The 18,079-nt window shown below is 35.5% G+C and carries 22 protein-coding genes; 3 read left to right on the top strand and 19 right to left on the bottom strand.

All coding sequences use genetic code 11. The features are described 5' to 3' along the window. Positions 1-147 precede the first annotated feature (147 nt). The 7 genes from AC1DSK_RS16775 to AC1DSK_RS16745 form a co-directional block, all read right to left on the bottom strand. Positions 148-501, bottom strand: coding sequence for a hypothetical protein (locus AC1DSK_RS16775; protein ID WP_477548576.1), 354 nt, complete (start codon positions 499-501; stop codon positions 148-150). A gap of 115 nt (positions 502-616) precedes the next feature. Next, positions 617-877: a hypothetical protein gene (locus AC1DSK_RS16770; RefSeq protein ID WP_477548575.1), complete on the bottom strand. Its 261-nt coding sequence runs from the start codon at positions 875-877 to the stop codon at positions 617-619. Between the two features lie 285 nt (positions 878-1,162). Next, positions 1,163-1,870, bottom strand: a complete 708-nt coding sequence (locus AC1DSK_RS16765; RefSeq protein ID WP_477548574.1) for a hypothetical protein — start codon at positions 1,868-1,870, stop codon at positions 1,163-1,165. A gap of 163 nt (positions 1,871-2,033) precedes the next feature. Further along, positions 2,034-2,417, bottom strand: coding sequence for a hypothetical protein (locus tag AC1DSK_RS16760; protein WP_477548573.1), 384 nt, complete (start codon positions 2,415-2,417; stop codon positions 2,034-2,036). 141 nt (positions 2,418-2,558) lie between these two features. Next, complete coding sequence (locus AC1DSK_RS16755) at positions 2,559-3,062, bottom strand: DinB family protein (protein WP_342543639.1); 504 nt, start codon at positions 3,060-3,062, stop codon at positions 2,559-2,561. A 444-nt stretch (positions 3,063-3,506) separates the two neighbouring features. Continuing rightward, on the bottom strand, positions 3,507-3,686 hold the full coding sequence (locus AC1DSK_RS16750; RefSeq protein ID WP_477548572.1) for a hypothetical protein: 180 nt from the start codon (positions 3,684-3,686) through the stop codon (positions 3,507-3,509). Positions 3,687-3,803: 117 nt separating this feature from the next. Further along, positions 3,804-4,085, bottom strand: coding sequence for a hypothetical protein (locus AC1DSK_RS16745; protein WP_477598403.1), 282 nt, complete (start codon positions 4,083-4,085; stop codon positions 3,804-3,806). Between the two features lie 107 nt (positions 4,086-4,192). Between AC1DSK_RS16745 and AC1DSK_RS16740 the strand changes: the two genes are divergently transcribed. Further along, complete coding sequence (locus AC1DSK_RS16740; RefSeq protein WP_477548570.1) at positions 4,193-4,486, top strand: hypothetical protein; 294 nt, start codon at positions 4,193-4,195, stop codon at positions 4,484-4,486. A gap of 22 nt (positions 4,487-4,508) precedes the next feature. Here AC1DSK_RS16740 and AC1DSK_RS16735 read toward each other — a convergent pair whose 3' ends face one another. From AC1DSK_RS16735 to AC1DSK_RS16725, 3 genes are all read right to left on the bottom strand, one after another. Continuing rightward, positions 4,509-4,670 (bottom strand): DUF3658 domain-containing protein, encoded by a 162-nt coding sequence (locus AC1DSK_RS16735; RefSeq protein ID WP_477548569.1) that lies wholly within the window; start codon positions 4,668-4,670, stop codon positions 4,509-4,511. Positions 4,671-5,016: 346 nt separating this feature from the next. Then, positions 5,017-5,352, bottom strand: coding sequence for an SdpI family protein (locus tag AC1DSK_RS16730; protein ID WP_477548568.1), 336 nt, complete (start codon positions 5,350-5,352; stop codon positions 5,017-5,019). 10 nt (positions 5,353-5,362) lie between these two features. Then, positions 5,363-6,586: an MFS transporter gene (locus AC1DSK_RS16725; protein ID WP_477548603.1), complete on the bottom strand. Its 1,224-nt coding sequence runs from the start codon at positions 6,584-6,586 to the stop codon at positions 5,363-5,365. 347 nt (positions 6,587-6,933) lie between these two features. Between AC1DSK_RS16725 and AC1DSK_RS16720 the strand changes: the two genes are divergently transcribed. Continuing rightward, positions 6,934-7,515: a TetR/AcrR family transcriptional regulator gene (locus AC1DSK_RS16720; protein WP_477548567.1), complete on the top strand. Its 582-nt coding sequence runs from the start codon at positions 6,934-6,936 to the stop codon at positions 7,513-7,515. A 1,068-nt stretch (positions 7,516-8,583) separates the two neighbouring features. Here the strand turns inward: AC1DSK_RS16720 and phnX are convergent. The 7 genes from phnX to AC1DSK_RS16685 form a co-directional block, all read right to left on the bottom strand. Further along, positions 8,584-9,399, bottom strand: coding sequence for a phosphonoacetaldehyde hydrolase (gene phnX, locus AC1DSK_RS16715; RefSeq protein WP_477548566.1), 816 nt, complete (start codon positions 9,397-9,399; stop codon positions 8,584-8,586). Beyond that, positions 9,396-10,490, bottom strand: a complete 1,095-nt coding sequence (phnW, locus tag AC1DSK_RS16710; RefSeq protein ID WP_477548565.1) for a 2-aminoethylphosphonate--pyruvate transaminase — start codon at positions 10,488-10,490, stop codon at positions 9,396-9,398. Before phnW ends, phnX begins: the two co-directional genes overlap by 4 nt. A 29-nt stretch (positions 10,491-10,519) precedes the next feature. Next, positions 10,520-11,362 carry an ABC transporter permease subunit gene (locus AC1DSK_RS16705; protein ID WP_477533081.1) on the bottom strand — a complete coding sequence of 281 codons (843 nt, stop codon included), beginning with the start codon at positions 11,360-11,362 and terminating at the stop codon, positions 10,520-10,522. Continuing rightward, complete coding sequence (gene phnE, locus AC1DSK_RS16700; RefSeq protein WP_477548803.1) at positions 11,362-12,147, bottom strand: phosphonate ABC transporter, permease protein PhnE; 786 nt, start codon at positions 12,145-12,147, stop codon at positions 11,362-11,364. Before phnE ends, AC1DSK_RS16705 begins: the two co-directional genes overlap by 1 nt. A gap of 11 nt (positions 12,148-12,158) precedes the next feature. Next, on the bottom strand, positions 12,159-12,923 hold the full coding sequence (gene phnC / locus AC1DSK_RS16695) for a phosphonate ABC transporter ATP-binding protein (RefSeq protein ID WP_477548802.1): 765 nt from the start codon (positions 12,921-12,923) through the stop codon (positions 12,159-12,161). 110 nt (positions 12,924-13,033) lie between these two features. Next, positions 13,034-14,065: a PhnD/SsuA/transferrin family substrate-binding protein gene (locus tag AC1DSK_RS16690; RefSeq protein ID WP_477548801.1), complete on the bottom strand. Its 1,032-nt coding sequence runs from the start codon at positions 14,063-14,065 to the stop codon at positions 13,034-13,036. 18 nt (positions 14,066-14,083) lie between these two features. Then, a complete protein-coding gene (locus AC1DSK_RS16685; protein WP_477548800.1) occupies positions 14,084-15,217 on the bottom strand; it encodes a phosphonoacetaldehyde reductase in 1,134 nt (377 codons plus the stop codon). A gap of 236 nt (positions 15,218-15,453) precedes the next feature. Here AC1DSK_RS16685 and AC1DSK_RS16680 point away from each other — a divergent pair, with 236 nt between their 5' ends. Further along, positions 15,454-16,227, top strand: coding sequence for a DeoR/GlpR family DNA-binding transcription regulator (locus AC1DSK_RS16680; RefSeq protein ID WP_477598405.1), 774 nt, complete (start codon positions 15,454-15,456; stop codon positions 16,225-16,227). Between the two features lie 939 nt (positions 16,228-17,166). On the opposite strand, the gene AC1DSK_RS16675 is transcribed toward AC1DSK_RS16680, so the two are convergent. After that, positions 17,167-17,445, bottom strand: coding sequence for a hypothetical protein (locus AC1DSK_RS16675; protein ID WP_477548816.1), 279 nt, complete (start codon positions 17,443-17,445; stop codon positions 17,167-17,169). Between the two features lie 412 nt (positions 17,446-17,857). Next, positions 17,858-18,070: a cysteine-rich CWC family protein gene (locus AC1DSK_RS16670; protein ID WP_477598400.1), complete on the bottom strand. Its 213-nt coding sequence runs from the start codon at positions 18,068-18,070 to the stop codon at positions 17,858-17,860. Positions 18,071-18,079 lie beyond the last annotated feature (9 nt).

The raw sequence follows: 18,079 nt of genomic DNA, 5'->3' as shown, positions 1-18,079 counted from the left end.
TAATATACCTCCACCATTTTTGTTACTTGATTGAACCACCCTATATTTTTATAAATTCTCTAATAAAGGGGGTTTGTCCTTATTTAACTAAACTGCCCCGTTAGTTCAATAAGAAAAAAGGCTTCACTCCTTATTGAAGTAAAGCACTTATTCCTTTTTTATCAATATTGTCCTTGAAACTCCCCTTATTATTAATTGCCCTATTAACAAAACAACTGCCACAAATATAACTGCTACATCTCTACCTACTGGCTTAAACCAACCATCATTAGGGATAAAATACATAGCCAAAAATATTGATAATAACCCTGTAATAATATTGACCAAGATAACGTAACCAATTTTTATGTAACTAGACAAAAACCCAATTATAACAACGAACAATACAGAACCTATAAATAAAAAAGAAGCTTCTTCACCCTTAATATGTTGCTCATATTCGTAAGAATGAAAGAAGAAAGGTGCAGGTATTAAAGAAAGAATCCACCATAAAATCCTCATAAAAAAACCTCCATTATATTTAATAATACTTCGCTAACCTGCCCCGTTAGTTCAATAAGAAATGCATTATATGGTCCAAGAGTGCAAAAAAAGAGCCAGCACTATGAATGCTGACCTAGATTTTTTCAGGTGTAACACTGTACTTTGTAAAATAAGCACCTAAAATCAACAAAATTAAAATAATAGCCCAACTCAATATTCCCATAAAATTTAACCAATAAGCTAAAAGGCTGGTTATAGCAATCAGAAAGAGGCATATAGAGGATACTGCACTTTTCATCCCTGTTACACCAGCTTGTTTTCTTTTTTGAACTACAACGAAACTGGAAAAAATAAGACTGCCTATTAGTAATATTGATAGAATTATCGGTATCAAGAAATTACCTCCCATTTTATAAGCGACTGCATACGAAACTGCGTGCTTCAAGGAAATTCTTCTTTAACACCCGTTACTGTTATTTCTAATATTATCATAATTATCCAACTGAATATAGTTTCTTATTCAACTAACCTGCCCCGTTAGTTTAAGAAGAATCTTTYACCTTTAATTATTTATCACTATCAGGGAATCTCCAACATTTCGGAAATTCCATAAATCAGTAAAGTAGTGGCTTCAGATAAAACTATTTATTATGTACTTTCTATGTGCACCTTCAACTATTCAGCCACTTTTATGTAAATATTGAAATAGCACAATTGCCATGGCTAATAGTTCTTCGTTCGTATCATGTATGCGAAACTCTAAATTTCCCATCACTAATTTTGACAAATCGGCTTCGCTAATCTTTTGTGAATCTTTATAAACCAAAACTTGATTACTCACTTTATAGGATAGTAATTGATAGGTTTCGTCTTGAATATAGATGGCTAACTTATCCTCAAAATTTAGTTTATCTTTTATCTTCGAGGTATAACGAGCTTCCGCGATTTCTAAGCCATTCTCTATTACTTTCCAAACAGCTTTGTTAGAAGTAAATTTACTATACTCTTGCCACTCCACTCGCTTGGTTTCATTAAAAAAAGCCAGATGGATATATTTATCGGGGGCATTTACCAACTCAACAAATAAACGTTGCCAAAAAGTAGGATAATACCGCCTATAGCGAAAAATACGTTGATTGCCTTTTGTAAGTTTCTTTTCCGTCGTTTTAGTACGTTCTGTTAATCTTGTTTGCCAAAGATCTTCTGATTTTGGTTTAAACTGTGCATCTTTTTTACTTTGAATAATTTCAATAATAAAAAATACTACCGCAGCTACTAAAAACAAACAGCTAAGGCCCAATTGTGAAAGTTCAATAACCCCTTTAACAAAATACCTAATCCAAATACCTAATTGAGTAGCTAGAAATAAAATGAATAAATACAACATGATGGGAATCCTCCTCCATCAACTATACGTATTTGAGACATATTAGTTTCGAAAAATTTTTCTACTTCAACTAACCCGTTAGTTCAATAAGAAAAAAAGCTTCACTCCTTATTGAAGTAAAGCACCCGTTAGTTGAAGAAGACTATTATGTTGTAGGGATACCCTAAACTGCCCTTTTAGTAAAATGATGATTTATCTCATTAGAAGAAACATAAACAGTTACCTGCTCTTTCTCTATTAGTCCAGTGATTACAAAATACACTGGAGTTAATTCTAATTGTTCATCACTGAGATTATTCAATTCATTTTCAGTGAGAGGTCTTAGCTCAATCTTTTCGATTTTAGTAATGCCATATTCATTCATCGCTAATTCTTCAGCTTGTTCAGGAGTAACTGCTGGCCCTGGAGCTGTTTCTTGAGTAGAATCGCGACTTGAACAACCGCTAACCACAATTAAGATAAACAATGTTATTAGAAATTTCTTCTTCACCGAGTCAAATAACCTATTTTTATCTACTAATTGTCTACATAACCATTGTAATCCCATAACATTCCCCCTTGGTCTTTCTTCAACTAACCTGCCCCGTTAGTTCAATGAGAAAAAAGGCTTCACTCCTTATTGAAGTAAAGCACCCGTTAGTTGAAGAACTGTTCCAACTAAAGTGGATGGTGCTTGAGTTACTCTCTTCTATTTTGAATATAGGTAAAGTCCAAAATCTTGCATGACGGAGGTGTGCCCCATTTGCCGCAACATAGTAGCTATATTGCCACGGTGATATGATCCGTGAGTGACAACGTGTAGTACCGATTCAGAAATAGAAGTTTCAAGCAACCCAGCATATGGATTATCCACCACAATCAACTTTTCAATATCTTCTTGACTGTTCAGAAGTGCTTTGTTTCGTTCAGCTAAGTCTAGAAATATTTTTTTCATTTCCTCAATACTTTTCGTTTCCACCTGTTCTCTTAATTGATTCGTGAACGCCATTGCATCATTCATACTTTTACCTGAGATAATGTCAAACCATGCATAATCTGTGAGATAAATGTGAGACAACACCTTTGATACCGAAGAAAAACCACTCTGAATTTCCTTATGATAAATTTCCTTTGGAAGTTCTTTTAAACGATCAATTATAACTCCATTTGCCCATACGTGGTAATTGTACATTTTTAATGCTGGGTGTGTCATATTAAATTCCCTCCATTTCCACTTGATTTAATATTGACATTTGATGCCACAATATTTATATGCTGTTTTATTTATAATAATCCTTCTTCAACTAACCTGCTGCGTTAGTTCAATAAGAAAAGGGCTGACAATCAGCCCTATGATCTTTAATTAAAGTACCCGTTAGTTGAATAAGAAAAAGTAAAGAACATCCTATTATTTAAAATCTATCTTGCAAAATCGAGAAATAAAGTTAAGTGTAAAAATGCATATAACAACACCTAAAATACCAATCCTAAATTCATCTTTACTAATAGTAACTACCTTTAAAATTTCAATATTTAAAAAATGACCTATCAGAGAATATAATAAGATAACTACTGTTGCTATTAAATACTTATTTTTCAATTCTACACCCCAGTTCCTTCACAACTAATTTTTATTGAACTAAACTGCCCCGTTAGCTTAAAAAATAAATACTGCAATTGCTATAAGAAATAAAATTATCATCAGGAGAAAAGGAACAAATGCATGCCATATTTCTTCTTCACCTTCTGCTTTTTTAAGCTTTTTTCTAAAACCTTTCCAAGCAGAAAAAACGCTATATAAAATCATTAAAAATATAAGTATCCTCCAAAAGTCCAAATTAGAACTCCCCCAATCCCCTAATTATTCTAATGCTCTTCTTCAAGTAAACTGCCCCGTTAGTTCAATAAAAAAAGGCTTCTTAATCACTCGATGATCTCTAACTAACGCATCAGTTTAATTAAAATCTTTATCTCGTTCCTTTAAATAATTTTCATATGCCTGTTGGACTTTATCTTTTTTTGGAGATTTAGATAAAATACTATTATGTATATCATTTAGTAAATACAATCCTCTAAATATACAACCAGCAACTATTCCAAAAGCAATGACCCCGCCTATAAGTGGTCCCATAGTAAGTAAAACAAATCCTAAAATCGTACTCAAAACTATTGAAAGAAGCAAATACACATTAACCCTCCATTCCCATTCATCTTTTGAAAGCCTAACGCTTTGCATACCGAACTCTTCGACTAACCTGTCCGTTAGTAAACTATCAATATGTCTTAATTTCGATAGAATTGGCAATATTTCCTTTAACGATACTTTTTTTAGGAGGAACAAAATTGCTACTGTCAAAAGCATGGGAAGCATTTGAATCTGATAAAAGGATTAAAGGCTTATGGCTCCAATTGTCTTTACTTATTGAATATTTTAAGGATATTGAAATAACAACTCTGGACACAATTCAATTGAAAGAATACCTTGCGATTTCAGGGAAGCATTTAAAACCAGCCAGTCTTGCACATAGAATCCGATTTCTGAAATCGTTATTCCGTTGGTCCCACGAAGAAGGAAACATACGAACTTTTCAATGTAAGTGTAGCTACGTCTTAAAAGACGTTGCTCTACTTGACTAAAGCATCCGTTAGTTTAAGAAGATTAACCGAGTTTCACACTGTAAAACCTCATTGCTTTTGGAATACCTTCTATTTCATAGACTCCATTCATTATTAAATGTCTCACTCTATATTTAACAAACTGGTCGCCAATATATTGATTTAAATTCCCAATGACTTCACCGATTACTCTCGCTGATTTCATAAAATATATTTCATCCGTTTCTGCAAAACCCTTATATTCAGGTTAAACTCGATCGAAAACAACCCTTATCTTCATTAATTCCTTCGTATTTGCTCGATTTTCAGTCGTTTTTGCGTTAATCCTTCTTTCTATAACCTTAACACCTAAACAAAAAAMGCCTAAAACCTTTATATATCAAGGGTTTTTGGCGTTACAAGAATGGTGGGTTATTTGCGTTAAACGATACATGCGGAGCAAACCTGTAAATACCGAAAGCTAACATCTTTTCTCAGACGTTAGCTTTTTTCTTTTTTCTTATTCAACTAAAGCATCCGTTAGTTAAAGAGGGATTCTATCATGCTACCTTTTATCTAGATGTTTTAGTTTTTCTCTCTACTCTAATAACCAGAATGATGATTAAGACAATCATCATTCCCATAATTGTGAGTATGGCATTTTGGGGTTGATTGAATATTAAACTAATTAAACTACCTATAAAAATCATGATTAGGCCATGTTTTATCATGATTTCAGCACTAAATTCATTCCCCTTTTTCCACAAATCGGCGTTTTTCATGGAACGGAATGTTCCGCACCCATATATTGGGTTAATTTTTTCTGGTGGTTTATGTTTTAAAAATAAGCCCGAAAAGATGAATATTAAACTAATTAGTAGATGTTGAATCTGGATATGATAAGACACAGGCTTATTTTTATGCGGAAGCCGTATCGCGCCTAGTCATTGCCCAAAATAGAAGAGCTAAAGCACTAACTGACGCCCCGAGCAAGCATACTCCTTCCCAACCATAATTCGCATACATTTGGGTAGAAGCAATTGAACCGCTAGCACTGCCGATAGAATAAAACACCATGTACCCGGCAGTTAGCCGACTACGTGCCTCCGGTCGCAATGGAAGAATCATAGTTTGATTAGTAACATGTATGGCTTGTACAGCCATGTCAAGCAGAACAATACCTATAACTAATGCGAATAGAGACTGCTCTGTATAGCTGATGAAAAACCATGAAATCAACAATAGAATCAAAGCAATGCCCGTCGTTCTCTGTCCGTAACCCCGATCAGCTAGCTTCCCTGCTCGAGCTGCAGATAAAGCCCCAGCCACTCCTACAAGACCAAGTGCTCCGATTGCGCTATGCGAAAGAGAAAATGGCGGAGTGCTAAGGGGTAGTACGAGTGAAGTCCACAAAATGCTGAAATCAGCAAAAATCAGCAGGGCAAGAACAGAGCGGATGCGTAAGATCCGTTCTTGTTTAAACAATATAAGTACCGATCTAAGCAACTTAGGATAGGACAATGACTTTACCTCTCGCTCAACATTGGGCAATACCCTAAAAAACATACACACCATAAAAAGCATTAGCACAGCAGAGACTAGATATACGGAACGCCAACCCGCAACATCCGTTAATATTCCTGCAAAGGAGCGCGCAAGTAGTATGCCGATTACAATCCCGCTTGTTACAATACCAACGACACGTCCTCGTTCGGCAGGAGCAGCCATAGATGCTGCGAACGCCACAAGAGTCTGAGTTACGACCGCAAGAAGTCCCACTAAAGCCATTCCTGCAAATAGTATCGTGCTGGTGGAAGCAGTACCAACTATAACCAAGACTATTATGGATAATAACATCTGGCCGATAATCAAGAAGCGCTGGTTCAGCAAATCACCAAGCGGCACTAACAGCAGCAATCCTAATCCATAAAAGATTTGAGTGATGGTAATAACAATTCCAATGATGGACTGGTCGATACCAAACTCACTCGACAGCTGATCTAGTAGCGGCTGTGCGAAGTAGATGTTGGCGACTGACATCCCACAGGCAGCCGCAAATAATAATGACACTTTACGAGACATGGAAGAGACACGGACTGAATCAGATGAGATAAATGCTCCCCGAGTCGAAATCGCTTTTATCTCTGCATTGACTGCTATTTTTTCTTTAATTCCCCCCAATGTGTACACCCCTTTTTCCATTAATTTTAGATACGGAGAAATATAACGTACCGAACAGTATGTTATATTACTTGGCAAATATAACCCACAGAAACTAATTATGTCAACGTACATATTATATTTTGGGTAATCACGTCTTTGTAATTGGAAATCCCATGTTAGGTTTAACTAGCCTACATTTGACAATATTAAGTGAAAAATATATGTTTATAATATACTGTTCAGTACGTAATTAATGGCAATTGGCAGTTTCATATGATAGATATAATTAAACATATAAAAATCAAGAGTAACGAGAGGTTTTGACTATGGGACGAACCCGCGAATTTGACGAAGAAAGAGTATTAGATGCAGCTATGCAACTATTCTGGGAGAAGGGATATGAAGCAACCTCATTAAGTGATTTAACTTCCAGAATGGGAATTCAACGACCCAGTATTTACTCTACCTTTGGGGGTAAAAAAGATTTGTTCGAAGCCGCTCTACGCAAATACACGATGTTCCGTGCTTCTGATATCCGAACCAGATTTCAAAACTTTCCATCAGTAAAAGAAGCATTTTGCACTTTTTTTGAAGAAGTGGTTGCTGAGGAATACACTGAAAGTCGAAGTAGAGGATGCTTTTGCATTAATACGATGGTCGAACTTGCGCCTCATGATGAGAAATTTGAAATTCTTACAAGGGAACATCAAATGTACCTTTCAATCATATTTCAAGAAACCATTGAACGAGGTATACAATCAGGTGAACTCGAGACCGATGTAAACGCGAAGGCCTTAGCACAGGCGCTAATCGTATCGTTAATTGGACTAACCGTAATAATGAAATCTCGTCCAAAACGATCATTTGTTGATAATGCAATAAAAGAGCTACTTACATTGCTTAAGTAGCTCGGAATGCTTCAATTTTAATTGTCTGATTATATGATCAAAAATTTAAATAATTCTAAAACTTTTAATTTCATTCTTCTCTTCTAATTCAAACGTAAAAGAAAAAACTCCCTCTTAAAAAAGAGAGAGTTTTTGTTTACATCATGGATTTTCTTACCTGTAGAAGTCCATCTAGCTGTTACTTCACCTCCGATTGGCAGTTTGTTACAGCCTTTTTTTATTTCATTTTCTTCCCCGCAAAGAGTAAAAAAGATACGTCTCCCAAAATTAGTTTTTCAACTAAACTGCCCTGTTATTTGAACAAGCAACTGGATGATCCGTCCGTAAAACCTCGATTCAATCACGCAACTGGCATAAGCATACACAGTAGCTTGACATAATCCCAGTTCAGGGATGTTCAACCAACTTAATTACCCTTTAATTCAATAAGAAAAGCTGCCCTGTAAAGGCAGCCGGAAATATCCCTGAATACAATTTAAACAATGTTGTGAAAGCAATTACTCATTAGGGGGTTTTTTGTTACACAATCAAAACATCAATCCAATCGCCGAACTGGCATGCATCTCGCATACAGCCTAGGTTGACATAACACCCCGATTGGGAAGTATTCAACTAGGTTCATTAAAAAAAGACTGCCATGTAAAAGGCAGCTGGTTCTTCAACTAAAGCACCCGTTAGTTGAATAAGAAAGAGACGCCCTCGTTAGTGCAACAAGCCATTTCCATGTATCATTCTCAAATGATGATAGTAATGGAAATTCTAGAATCTAGGGGTGTTCCGGTTGTCAAAAATATCCGGAATAAAAAAAGAGCAAAACCTGTATTAAAGGTTTGCTCTTAGTTGTCCGATACAGAATATTCATTTTCCTAACAGGCTATCACCTATTGTCTTTAATTATATAACTATGTATCAGCTATATAGTATTCATCCATCGGCATCTTTGATTCCAGTCAGACAAGGTGTTGACGTGGTTGATTTAATCTTTTCTAAACCTTTAGCGTTAACTGACTTAACTATTATGTCCGTAGCTGACTAAAGTTACTACCCCCGTCAATCTTTTAGTTTAGCTTATTTAGCATTAGGTCTTTTTCCATCTGAAATAAGGTGATGGATTCTCTCAATTAATGGTGGCAATTCGCTCATCGATTTGATTGTAAAATCTGCTCCATTTTGTAAAAAGGATTTTTCTGTTTTAGAGATCACTTTCTCTTGTTCTTCTTTACATAGAGCATTAAATTCATCTAAACTTAATCCCATTTCAGAGCTGCCGATCACGACACCCACTGACCAAACGCCTGCATTAACCGCCTCTTTAATATCTGAGGTAGTATCTCCTACTTTTACTACCTTCCATGATGCTGATAATTCTAATACTTCCATATTGCGATATATCATATAAGGATACGGTCTTCCAATAGAATTTGTTCCATCCGGTGTAATATAAAAATCTGGACTATAGCCTTTTTTCAAAGCATTAGGAACAACAACATCCATCATAGTTTGTGTATATCCTGTTGTTGAACCGATTTTCAATCCTTGGTTTCTTAATATTTGCACAGTCTCCACAACCTCTGGAATAGGATCTGTATACTCGATTAAGGAAGACATGAGTGCAGGTACAAATTCAGTATATAGATTCTCTACATCTTGTTCATTAAATGGTCTTTTGTATTTTTCTTCCCATTTTGTCGAGATTCTAGGCATGGACAGCATCGCGCGAATATGGTCAATTTTCAACATCCCCATTGGTTCTCTTGCTTCTTCCATGGTTACTTCAATACCTGCATTTTTAAAAATATCAATAAACACGTTTACTGGTGCAAAGCAACCAAAATCGACTGTTGTCCCAGCCCAATCAAAAATAACTCCTTCTACTTTGTTCATTTTTTCATCACTCCCATGTAAGATTCTATAATATTGCATAATTCTTCAATATCAGCTTGGTAAATCTCACCAATATTTCCGATTCGAAATGTATTTTCATTCGTCAATTTACCCGGATAAAGTACATAGCCTCTCTCCTTAACAAATGTATAAAAGTGTTCAAAATTAAAGCAATCATCCGGAAAAAGAAAGGTTGTAATAATAGGAGATTGTTTTTCTTCTGATAAATAAGCTTGAAATCCTATTTTTTCAAGTCGATCTCTTAACATTCGATTATTATTCTGATAACGTGAAAACCTTGCTGGAATGCCACCTTCTTCATCTAATTCATCAAGGGCCTTAGAAAACGCAGCCACTACATGTGTCGGAGAAGTAAAACGCCATTTCCCGTCCTTGTCCATTTCCTTCCATTGATCATATAAATCTAATGACAAACTTTGCGAATTACCTTCACAAGCTATTAGCTTCTCTAATCTAGCAACGACAAAAGCAAAACCTGGAACCCCTTGAATGCATTTATTGGCACTGCTAATTAAATAATCAATCCCTAGTTCAGGAACATTAATCTCCATTCCACCGAAACTGCTCATGGCATCAATGATTAACGTTTTCTCAAATTCCTTTGATAGTTTTGAAATCATCTCAATTGGATTTAATATGCCTGTTGTAGTTTCACAATGGACCATGACAATATGTGTAATACCTGGATCCTCTTGTAAAATTTTTCTAACTTCATCTTCATTCGGGTATTCATTGTAGGCGGTGCTGTATTCCCTAAATGCTAGTCCAATATATTTTGCTATTTTTACAAGTCTTTCTCCATAGGCACCGTTCGTTATAATTAAAACCTTATCTTGATTCGAAATTGTGGTATTCATCACAGCTTCAACCGCAAACGTGCCACTTCCCTGCATGAGTACAGTAGTATATTCTTCTTGGTCAGCCCCTGCCAATTTAAGAAGCTTAGCTCTTATTTTTTGTGTAATAGCTTTATAATCATTATCCCAAGTACAACGGTCTAAAAGCATTTCCTCTTTCACACTGCTTGTCGTTGTCAACGGACCGGGTGTTAAAAGTTTATAGTGATTCATGGTTCTCTTTATTCTCCTTCATTTATGAACTAGTCAGAAGTTGTTGGAAAGTAACGTTTTTTCAATCGGGTTGAAAAGACTTCTAATAGAATGGCAATAATTAGAATTGCGTAGGTAATAAAGCCAACCTCCCGCAGATCGAAGTAGAAGCTAGATGCCATAAAAAGCTCAAATCCGATTCCGCCTGCTCCAGCTGCTGCCCCCATTGCTACTGCTACACCAAAATTAATCTCAAATCGCAAGAAAATCCATGATAACAAATAGGTAAAAGTAGACGGTATAACACCGCTTCTTACGATATGCCACCAGTTCGCACCAGTTGATTGCAGCGCCTCAAAGATTCCCTTATCGACTTCTTCAAATGCCTCAGAAAATGCTTTAACTAAATAAGCGATAGAATGAAATAACATACCAAGAACCGCCGCTTCACTTCCCAACCCAGCGGAAATCGCAAAGATTAACACCCATAATACCGTTGGAACAGCCCGAATAACAGCAACAAATATACGAACGATTCTCGATACCCATGCAGGAGCTAAATTCGTTGCGGCCATCAAAGAAAGGAAAAAGGCTATAATGCCTCCGATAATCGTAGCTAGAAATGCTAAACCAAGTGTAATCCCAACTTGATAGACGGCTTCGCCTAAATCAAAATGACTTAATTTTGGTTCAAGAAACATCACTTTTAAGTTATAAGCTGTTTCCGAAATCGCTGAACCTAATTCCAGCCCTGCATAGTTAAAAAATAGAAAAGAAATAACTGTCATAACTGTTAGAATCATTAACGTCCATCTTAGAACTTGATCACCTTTGTTACCCGATTTTGTACGAATACGGCCGTCTTTCTTTCTTTTAATATAGGTTTCTTCCATTATAGAATCACCTTCCGTATATAATTTGATATAATATCCACAATAATGACGGTAATGACAATACATAGTGTCACAAGTGCTACCGCATTATAATTTAACATTTTATAATACATATCAAAGGTATATCCTATTCCCGTAGCCGTTAAGATTCCCACCAATGTGGCATTTCTAATATTCGTTTCAACCATGAACAATACCCAGCTGATCATCTGTGGTAGACATTGTGGAATGACAGCTTTACTCACAATTTGGAAATAGGTTGCCCCCGTTGCAGTTAATGCTTCAACAGAACTTTGGCTGGCTTCATCAATAGATTCGATAAATGCCCTTGTTAAAAAACCTACCGTTCCCACAAATAGAGCGAGAAAGCCTGTTACTGAATTTTGTCCAAAAGAAATGAGCAAAACCAGCGACCATGCGACAACTGGAATATTTCTTGATACTGAAGCAATAAAACGAGCAAATACACTTAAGATGTTGTTTACTTTTGTTGTTTTTGATCCAAATACCCCTAAGAAGAGAGAAATAACAGCCGCAATAGTTGTTGCGGCAATAGACATAAAGATGGTTTCAGCTAATTTCCCTAGGATCTTTGGTAAATTATCAAGTGACTCCTGTGTCACCATTAAATTAGAAAAGATCCAGCCTATAGCTTCAGGGATTGTCGCCATCCCCTCCACAAAGTTAAATGTTGTAATAACTGATGATAAATAGGTAAGAACGATGATGAGGAGAAGAAAGATTACTGTCTGCCATCTGCTTTTTCGCATCGTTTTTTCATTCACGGTCATTCCCCTTATCCTGTTATTAAATCTTTTGTTTTGGTTCCATAGATTTTGTGAATTTGTTCGTCAGAAAGCTCACGGCCATTTCCATTAAATACAACTTCACCACTATTCAACCCAATAATTCGATCTGAATAGTGTTGTGCCACTTCCACTTGGTGTAAATTCACTAAACATGTAATGCCCATTTCCGTACTAATCGATTTTAAATGGTCCATGATCACCTTAGAAGAATTCGGATCAAGTGAAGCAATTGGTTCATCACATAGAATCAATTTAGGTTCTTGAATAAGCGCTCGGCATATCCCTACACGTTGCTGCTGACCACCGCTTAATTGGTCACATCGTTTATAAGCATGTTCATGAATTCCTAGTTTCTCCAACAGGTAAAAGGCACGTTCTTTTTCCTCTTCTGTATATCTGCCTAGTAGTCCTTGTAGCGTTGTTTTATAACCAAACCGACCATGTAACACATTCTCAATCACCGTCAAACGATGTACGAGATTATAGTGCTGAAACACCATCCCAATATTTGTTCGCAATTTACGTAATTCTTTTTTACTTAAACTTCCAACTTCTTGATTGTTAAAAATAATCATTCCTTCATTAAATTCAACCATTCGATTCATACAACGCAGCATGGTCGATTTACCAGCACCTGATGGACCAATGACAGAAACAAATTCTCCTGCTTTTATTTCAAAATTAATATTCTTTAGTATTTGTTTGTTTGCTGTATATGATTTACCAAGTCCTTCTACCTTTAACAAAGACATTCGAAATGACTCCTTTTTGGTTTAATTAGCAAGTAAGAGTGTACATAACGAATATACCCCTATGCACACTCTTCTTCCTATACAGTTTTACCTATTGATGAAGTGGTCTATTATTTTGAAAGTTCTCGGATTGGATCATACCATTCATCTTCTACAGCAATTAGTCTTTCTTTACCCTTTTTAGTGAATAAAGCTGTCTGTTCTGAATCTTCAGGAGCAAAGATTTTTTCATTATTTGCAAATTCATCTGAAGTTAATAAGGCTTGAATTTTATCAAAATCCACTTGACCGATTACATCCATGTTTACTACGAATGGTTCATTTAATACAGGTGTAGCACTCATTAATGTAAATTCCTTGCCTGCAACCGTATTAAAAGGTTCTGTTGCATCATCTTTAACGTGATAAACAGCACCGACTGTATTTTCATCGCCTTCAGCAATCTCCACATAATCCTCTACACAAGTATCACAAAATGCTGCAACATCTGCATTACCAGTTAATAAATTAACTGCGGAACCTTGGTGAGAGTTGCCAAATAATACTTGGGAGAATAACGGGCCGCCTTCCATTAAATCCTCTGGCGTTAAGTCTGCATACTCTTTTTGTTGTGAGAAATGAGCAATAATATTAGCGGATGGAACTTTAAACCCTGATGTTGAACTGTTTGATACGAATGAAAACTTTGTATTAGCAATTGTATCAAGTGAAAATTCTCCATTTACTTTGTATTTGTCCTGCTCGTCTACATTAACTGCTAACCAGCTATGATATTTAGCATCATCCAAAGTACCGGATTCACCAGATTTTACTGCAATTGTTTGAACCGCATCATTTCTATTATTTGCTTCAACATAACTTTGTGAACCCGTAAATGCAATGTCCGCATTGTTATTCACTAGTGTTTCAATTGCAATGGCATAGTCAGTTGTTAATTGATGCTCTACTTTTTTACCTGTAGCCTCTGTAATAAGTCGTCCAATTTCTTCGCGAGATGATTTCATATCTTCACCAGATTCGTTTGGATACCATACCATTTTAATCACATCATCCACTTCTCCAGCACTGTCATTCCCTCCACTACAAGCCGTTAATAAAACAGATAATACTAAGAGTATTACTAACATTAATTTAGTCTTCATTTTTTTCTCTCCTTTTCCTTAATAAATAGATAGTAGAATTTGTGTGACATCTTCTTTTGTTAAAGCAACTGAGTTATTATCCATTCGGCCCTTTGTAAAGGCGTTTCTGGCGATTTTTTCGATTATTTCTTCATTCGCCTTATAATCTCTGAGCTTGCTTGAGAAACCCGATAGTTGATGGAAATGCTCGATAAGCTTTTGGATTTCACTGACGTTGCTTACTCCAAAGGCTTGAAGCAACTTATCGTTTTCAATAATGGAGTCAAAATTGATTTCCATCACTTTTGCCAAGGTGATGCTTGCCGCAATCCCGTGAACCATTCCAAGTTCTAATGTGAGAGGATACGAGATTGAATGGCATGCCGTTGTTCTTGTATTGCTAAAGGCTAGACCTCCATACAAGCTTCCTAAAGCAATTTCTTTCCTTAATGTAATGTCATTCGGATGATTTAATACACTTTCAAAATTGTTGACAATCCGATTGATCGCTTCTAATGAATAGATTCTTGAAATTTCATTGGAGCTTTTTGACCAGTAAGCCTCAGTAGCATGACATAAAGCATCTAAAGCGGTTGCAGCCGTTAATCCCTTCGGTAATGATGCTGTTAGAGCCGGGACGATGATAGCGGTATGTGCATATAGTTTTTCCCAATCAACTGACATTTTCACTCCGTTAGCGCGATCCCAAATTGTTGCCCAGCAAGTAACCTCGGAACCTGTACCTGAGGTTGTCGGAATCCCAATCCAGGGTACGAAATTTTGACTTTCTATATAAAGCTTTTGTTCAATTATAGAGCGTAAAGTAGAGGTAGAATCTATTTTCATATCCTTTAAGGCAGCTAAAGATTTCGAAAGATCAAGAACACTGCCGCCCCCAATTCCTACTATGCATTGATAATCAAAGCTTTCAATTTGTTTATAATAGTAAAACAAGTCTTCTACATCAGGATTGGATATATTCACCGTTAATTGTTTGACCTCAAAATCCTCAAGACCTTTGTAGAGGGTATGTCCAGCCTCGGTTTCTAAAAAATCACCTCCTCGATGTAAAAGGACAATATTTTTAATTTGTGGATTGATTGTATTTAAGACATCCTCGATAATATCTATCGTAGCTATTTTAATTTTGACTGGATTATAATAGTTTCCCATTCAGTTAGTTCCCTTCTTTTTTGGTTTTCACTTGCTTACAAATGCAATATTAATCCGTTTTTTGCGGTTTTACAATGGGTTTTACTCTTTAATTACATAACATTTACACTTTTTTCATAAAGAATATATACTTTTAACTTTACAAAATGCTTTTCTATGCATTGTTTTGCTTTTTTTTTGATTTGTGCTATTATTTTTATACTTGTTATATAAAAGAATAGGGGGAGTACTTCGTGATGTTACAAGAACAAAGACATCAAATGATTGAATCCTTTTTAAAACAGCAAAAAGCTGCAAAAGCTTCTGAGCTTGCTACTTTATTGGATGTCTCAATCGATACTGTAAGAAGAGATTTAGAGGTTCTTGAGAATAAGGGAAACGTGAAACGTGTTCACGGCGGGGCTGTTTTAATCCAAAATACTGATAATGTAGTAAATAAGCTTTTTAATGAAAGAGAAGTCAAAAATCTAGAAAAAAAACAAGAAGTTGCCTCATTAGCAATTGAATTAATTGAAGAGGGGCAAGCGATTGCTCTAAACGGCGGGACTACGACGATCGAAGTTGCAAAAGCCCTTGTCGAAAGGTTTAAGAGGTTAACCATTATTACAAACGATCTTCGTATTTTATCGATTCTTGGAACGAATAGACATTTCAATGTCATCCTCACCGGCGGCTTTTATAATCCAGAGGAATATACTTTATATGGGAAACAATGTGAAGAAATCTTGTCTAATTTCAATATTGATATTGCTTTTATCACGGTGAATGCATTATCGCTTGAACACGGTTTAACGGATTTTAGAATGCATGAAGTAGGCGTTATTCAAACCATTATGTCACGGACAAAATATAAAGTAGTCGTTGCTGATTCATCAAAGTTTGAGACGTCTTCTTACATCAATATTTGTCCACTAAAGGATATTGACCTGCTCGTTACTGATAGTTCATTATCATCTAACATGGTAGAGGAATATAGCAAACAGGGTATTCGGATTCATTCTCCACACTAATTCACAATGTGTTAGAACACTAATTTCATTTTGCAAAAGGAATTGTTATTGCATCAATATAAAGAGCACAAAAGGTCCTATCTAGTATTGATATTCGTTCAACAGTCTGGCCCGCTTGTTGAACACAAGTTAAACAATACTCTCCAACTAACCTTCTGCTTTAGTTGAAGAAGAAAAAAGAGTTGTTTTACAACCATTGTTTTGAGCTAAAGCATCCGTTAGTTTATGTGCAGTGCTTCACAATCAAACATATAAAGTTTCATAATCGCCCCCTATATTCTATTAGCATAAACAAACATTGTTAAAGGTATTGTAGTAACCATAATGCAGAATAAAACAATCAAAACTTGTGTAGCTGTTAATACAAATGGTCCAAAGGAACCTGTCAGTAAAATTAATACAACTAAACTGCTGCGTTAGTTGAATAAGAAAAATGCTTCACTCCTTATTGAAGTAAAGCACCCGTTAGTTGAATAAGGATTTAAAACATTATTTCTCCTGATAAAACCCCTGTAAAAATCGTTGCAATAATAAACGCTAATATAGAAAGTAAAATCTTATTAAGTGAACGAATAGGTGGTATACGTACTTTCAATTTACTATAAAGATGTAAAGTAAGGAAAAGTATCGGAACCAAAGTAATGATTGCTAATGCATCTACATAAGTAAATGGCTGGCTTATATATTTACCTTGGAAAAAACAAGATAGGATTATTACGAAAAAAAATACAAATTGTGAAATGAAATACTTAATGGCGTTCAAAATGGTTTACTCTCCTTCGGAAGTTTCCTTTTCTACTTTCTATTTATTGTAGTTATAAGAGACAATTTTGGATAACGGTATATATTGTAAAATTCTTATTGAACTAACCTGCCCCGTTAGTTCAATAAAAAAAAGAGCTGCTTAAGCAACCCAATGATCTTCAACTAAAGCACCCGTTAGCTTAAAAAACTTTGTGATTTTAAGTCTATAATATCTACTAACTCATCTATTGTTCCAAAGCACTTTTCGATTTCTGGTAAATGATAAAATGTACTGGTTGTTTCAATGTAATCTACTTCTTTGTTCGGTGAATAAAGATAAATTTTCTTGTCATTTCCCATAGCAATACCTAATTCAATATGACTTCCTTTTCCTGCTGGTAATAAAACAACAACAAAATCCGCTTCTATTACAGCATTTTTCTCCTTTTGACCTATTGCCTTTAGTTCTTCCAATGTTGTTACGTTCTCATTTACAGTCCAGTCATATGTATGGATAAATCCTTTATTTTTTAACCTTTTTTACTAACATATCTAACCTGGTCTATATTTTTTAAGCTAGATGCAATATAAAATTTCATAATTTCTCTCCTTTTTAATATCATATATCTTACTAACCCTTATTCAACTAAACTGCCCCGTTAGTTGAACAAGTAACTAGATGATCCGTCCGTAAAAGCTCGATTCACTTACTCAACTGGATTGTATCACGTATACATCCTAGGTTGACATACACCCCGATTGGGAAGTATCTAACTAGGTTCATAAAAAAAAGACTGCCCTGTAAAAGGCAGCCGGTTCTTCAACTAAAGCTACCGTTTAGTTAAACAAGCACATTTTCTTATATTGCATAAATTCTTCGTATTGTTCATAACATATTTTTCTTTATTTTTGCTTCGTCCCTATATTTATTTACACATTTTTTACATATACAATTCTTCCTTATACTCTCTGTAGGAACTAACTCAAAGATTCCAATAGGAAATACGCCTTCTGTATCACACCAGCAGTTACCGTGTTCTACTCTTCCTGTCATACATTCGTTTTCCTCTCCACATATAGGACAATATTTATTAGCCAATTATAACCC

The sequence above is a fragment of the Paenisporosarcina sp. P4_B8 genome (genome assembly GCF_056402175.1).
This window is presented reverse-complemented; position numbering and strand designations above follow the sequence as displayed.

What these genes read in the sequence shown, in the direction of transcription:
- AC1DSK_RS16755 (WP_342543639.1), bottom strand. Translation starts at nt 3,062, where the DNA reads ATGACACACCCAGCATTAAAAATGTACAATTACCACGTATGGGCAAAT.
- AC1DSK_RS16760 (WP_477548573.1), bottom strand. Translation starts at nt 2,417, where the DNA reads ATGGGATTACAATGGTTATGTAGACAATTAGTAGATAAAAATAGGTTA.
- AC1DSK_RS16705 (WP_477533081.1), bottom strand. Translation starts at nt 11,362, where the DNA reads ATGGAAGAAACCTATATTAAAAGAAAGAAAGACGGCCGTATTCGTACA.
- AC1DSK_RS16735 (WP_477548569.1), bottom strand. Translation starts at nt 4,670, where the DNA reads ATGAAATCAGCGAGAGTAATCGGTGAAGTCATTGGGAATTTAAATCAA.
- phnC (WP_477548802.1), bottom strand. Translation starts at nt 12,923, where the DNA reads ATGTCTTTGTTAAAGGTAGAAGGACTTGGTAAATCATATACAGCAAAC.
- phnW (WP_477548565.1), bottom strand. Translation starts at nt 10,490, where the DNA reads ATGAATCACTATAAACTTTTAACACCCGGTCCGTTGACAACGACAAGC.
- AC1DSK_RS16720 (WP_477548567.1), top strand. Translation starts at nt 6,934, where the DNA reads ATGGGACGAACCCGCGAATTTGACGAAGAAAGAGTATTAGATGCAGCT.
- AC1DSK_RS16690 (WP_477548801.1), bottom strand. Translation starts at nt 14,065, where the DNA reads ATGAAGACTAAATTAATGTTAGTAATACTCTTAGTATTATCTGTTTTA.
- AC1DSK_RS16775 (WP_477548576.1), bottom strand. Translation starts at nt 501, where the DNA reads ATGAGGATTTTATGGTGGATTCTTTCTTTAATACCTGCACCTTTCTTC.
- AC1DSK_RS16680 (WP_477598405.1), top strand. Translation starts at nt 15,454, where the DNA reads ATGTTACAAGAACAAAGACATCAAATGATTGAATCCTTTTTAAAACAG.
- AC1DSK_RS16745 (WP_477598403.1), bottom strand. Translation starts at nt 4,085, where the DNA reads ATGCAAAGCGTTAGGCTTTCAAAAGATGAATGGGAATGGAGGGTTAAT.
- AC1DSK_RS16685 (WP_477548800.1), bottom strand. Translation starts at nt 15,217, where the DNA reads ATGGGAAACTATTATAATCCAGTCAAAATTAAAATAGCTACGATAGAT.
- phnX (WP_477548566.1), bottom strand. Translation starts at nt 9,399, where the DNA reads ATGAACAAAGTAGAAGGAGTTATTTTTGATTGGGCTGGGACAACAGTC.
- AC1DSK_RS16765 (WP_477548574.1), bottom strand. Translation starts at nt 1,870, where the DNA reads ATGTTGTATTTATTCATTTTATTTCTAGCTACTCAATTAGGTATTTGG.